A 236-nucleotide genomic window follows, 5' to 3' on the forward strand; every position below is an offset into this window, starting at 1 on the left:
ACTCCGGGATGTGCACGGCGTCGAGGAAGACCTCGTTGCCCTTCACGAACGCGAACCCGTCGCCGAGGATCGCGCGTCCCTGACGGGGCGACTTCACCTCAGTGCCCGTGAGCACCATGCCCGCCTCGTACGACTTCTCGATGTTGTAGTCGTGACGCGGGCGACGATTGGTCCCGATGACCTACTCCCCGCGTTCCCTGGGCATGATGTTCTCCTGTGTGGTAGTGCCGTGGACG

At 64.0% G+C, this 236-nt stretch carries 1 protein-coding gene; it reads right to left on the minus strand.

Translation table 11 applies throughout. From position 1 onward, the window contains the following. The coding region (locus KVS71_RS18835; protein WP_368874984.1) for an SsrA-binding protein at positions 1 to 178 on the minus strand (178 nt) is incomplete at its 3' end. Positions 179 to 236: the final 58 nt, after the last annotated feature.

Origin of the sequence: Microbacterium sp. GbtcB4 (genome assembly GCF_019091465.1) — a bacterium.
GTDB lineage: Bacteria > Actinomycetota > Actinomycetes > Actinomycetales > Microbacteriaceae > Microbacterium > Microbacterium paraoxydans.